We start from the raw sequence: 2,090 nt of genomic DNA, 5'->3' as shown, positions 1-2,090 counted from the left end.
CGACGGCCGCGTCACCGGCCTCAAGGTGATGCGCGGCGATGAGCCCTTCGCCAGCGCCGCGCTGGCCGCCGCGCGCACGTGGCGCTTCAAGCCCGCCGTCGTGTCCGGTCAGCCGACCGCCGTCTTCCGCATCTTCAAGGTCCCGTTCCGCCTCAAGTCCTGACGCCTTCCTCCCCCTTCGGAAAGCCACAGCCATGAACTTCAATCTCAAGGAAATCTACGCGCACATGGGCGTCTTCGCCCTGGGCATCGCCTGGACACTGATCGCCTTCGCGGTCGCGTCGCTGGCGGTGTTCTTCGAGCGCCTGTTCGTCTTCTTCCGCTCGCGCGCCGCGTCCCGCCAGTTCGCGGGCCGCGCCGGTCCGCTGCTCGCGCAGCAGCAGCACGACGCGCTGGTGAAGGAGGCGGACGGCAGCAAGAGCAGCCACCTGGCGATGATGCTGGGCGGTGGCATGAAGACGTTCCTCGCCAGGTCCCGCGCTCCCGCCGGGAAGCTGGGCCCGGTGGAGCTCACGCGGCGCGACCTGGTGCGCATCAACGAGCGCATCACCGCGGACGTGCGCCGGGGCATGTCGGTGCTGGCCACGGTGGGTTCGGTGGCGCCGTTCGTCGGTCTGCTCGGCACGGTGGTGGGAATCATCGAGGCCTTCGCCGGTATCGCGAAGGAGGGCTCCGGTGGCCTGGGCGCGGTGTCCGCCGGTATCGCGGAGGCGCTCGTCGTCACGGCGCTGGGCCTGCTGGTCGCCATCCCCGCGGTGCTGATGTTCAACTTCCTGTCCACCCGCGCGGACGCGCTGCTGCTCTCCCTGGAGCAGGCCCGCAGCGAGTTCATGGACCACCTGGAGGACATGTCCGGCGACAAGCGCGCGGTGGCGGCCCACGGCGGCTCGCACGCGACGGGCTCCGACGTCGTCTCCACGCGGACCGAGGCGGGCGATGTCGGCCACGCGTAAGAGCAGCCTCACGCCGGAGATGAACGTGACGCCGCTGGTGGACGTGGTGCTCGTCCTCCTGATCATCTTCATGGTCGTCACGCCGCAGCTGGAGGCCAGCGCCGCGGTGGAGTTGCCCGCGGCGATGAACCCGGATCCGGAGAACAAGAACCTGGAGCCCACCACGGTGAGCCTGGCGTCCAACGGGTCGTTCTACCTGGACCGCAAGCAGCTGACCCGGGACGCGCTGGTGGTGGAGCTCAAGGCGCTGCACCAGGCGAAGCCGGACGCGCCCGTGGTGCTCAAGGCGGACCGGGGCGTGGCGTACGCGCAGGTGCGCGGCGTGTTCAAGGCGATGCAGGACATCGGGTTCCCAGGCATCAGTCTCCAGGTCATCGACCGGAAGAAGAACTGAAGGGGAGGCACGCGCCATGGCTTTCGACGTCGGTGGCAACAAGGGCGGCGGCGTCCGCCCCACGATGAACGTGACGCCCCTGGTGGACGTGGTGCTCGTCCTCCTCATCATCTTCATGGTCGTCACGCCGCTGATGACCAAGAACCTGTGGATGAACGTGCCCGCGAAGCCGGACAAGAAGGAGGACACCACGCCTCCTCCTCCGGACGCGAAGCCGCCGGTGGTGCTCACGGTGGACAAGGCCGGCACGCTGCGCATCAACCACGAAGAGGTTCCGCGCGACCAGGTGGTGGTCCGCCTGCAGCGCATGTTGAACGCGCGCGCGGACAAGATTGTCTTCTTCGACGCGAGCGACGCGGTGCCGTACGGAAGTGCGATGGAAGTGCTGGACCTGGCGCGGGGCGGGAACATCACCGTCGCCGTGCTGCCGGAACGACTGGCGGACTGACTCCAGGCGCCCCGCGCGCGGCTCGTGAAGCCGCGCGCGGTTCGTGACGCCGAGTTTTCCCGCCACCGCCACAGACGTCACAAACCCTTCATCCCAATGCCACGGGCGTCGCGTTGAGTGCGCGTCGCTGTCGGCAAGGAGAGCCGTGTTGTCTCGTACAAGCTTCGTGCGCGCCTGCGTGGCGTCACTCGTGCTCATCACCCTGCCTGCCTTCGCGCAGGCGCCTGGCGCGGAGTCCTCCGCGCCCGCCGCGCCTTCGCCCTCCGCCTCCCCGGGCCAGCAGCCGGCCGGAGAG

The 2,090-nt window shown here is 69.1% G+C and carries 4 protein-coding genes; all 4 read left to right on the top strand.

Going from position 1 to position 2,090, the window contains the following annotated elements; genetic code table 11:
• Nucleotides 1–163: energy transducer TonB (locus D7Y15_RS43235; protein WP_199746071.1), on the top strand; the 163-nt coding region annotated here is incomplete at its 5' end.
• A gap of 31 nt (nt 164–194) precedes the next feature.
• Nucleotides 195–953, top strand: coding sequence for a MotA/TolQ/ExbB proton channel family protein (locus tag D7Y15_RS43230; protein WP_120599767.1), 759 nt, complete (start codon nt 195–197; stop codon nt 951–953).
• Entirely contained in the window at nt 937–1,347 is a 411-nt protein-coding gene (locus D7Y15_RS43225; RefSeq protein WP_121756198.1) for a biopolymer transporter ExbD, read from the top strand. The genes D7Y15_RS43230 and D7Y15_RS43225 overlap by 17 nt, the downstream gene beginning before the upstream one ends.
• A gap of 16 nt (nt 1,348–1,363) precedes the next feature.
• Nucleotides 1,364–1,795, top strand: a complete 432-nt coding sequence (locus tag D7Y15_RS43220; protein ID WP_120565359.1) for a biopolymer transporter ExbD — start codon at nt 1,364–1,366, stop codon at nt 1,793–1,795.
• Nucleotides 1,796–2,090: the final 295 nt, after the last annotated feature.

The sequence above is a fragment of the Corallococcus sp. AB030 genome, assembly GCF_003668965.1.
Lineage (GTDB): Bacteria > Myxococcota > Myxococcia > Myxococcales > Myxococcaceae > Corallococcus > Corallococcus exiguus.
The sequence above is the reverse complement of the archived record's forward strand: the minus strand, read 5'-3'. Positions and strand labels throughout refer to the sequence as shown.

Excerpts from the sequence above, each read along its gene's own strand:
- D7Y15_RS43230 (WP_120599767.1), top strand. The coding sequence starts at position 195 with ATGAACTTCAATCTCAAGGAAATCTACGCGCACATGGGCGTCTTCGCC.
- D7Y15_RS43225 (WP_121756198.1), top strand. The coding sequence starts at position 937 with ATGTCGGCCACGCGTAAGAGCAGCCTCACGCCGGAGATGAACGTGACG.
- D7Y15_RS43220 (WP_120565359.1), top strand. The coding sequence starts at position 1,364 with ATGGCTTTCGACGTCGGTGGCAACAAGGGCGGCGGCGTCCGCCCCACG.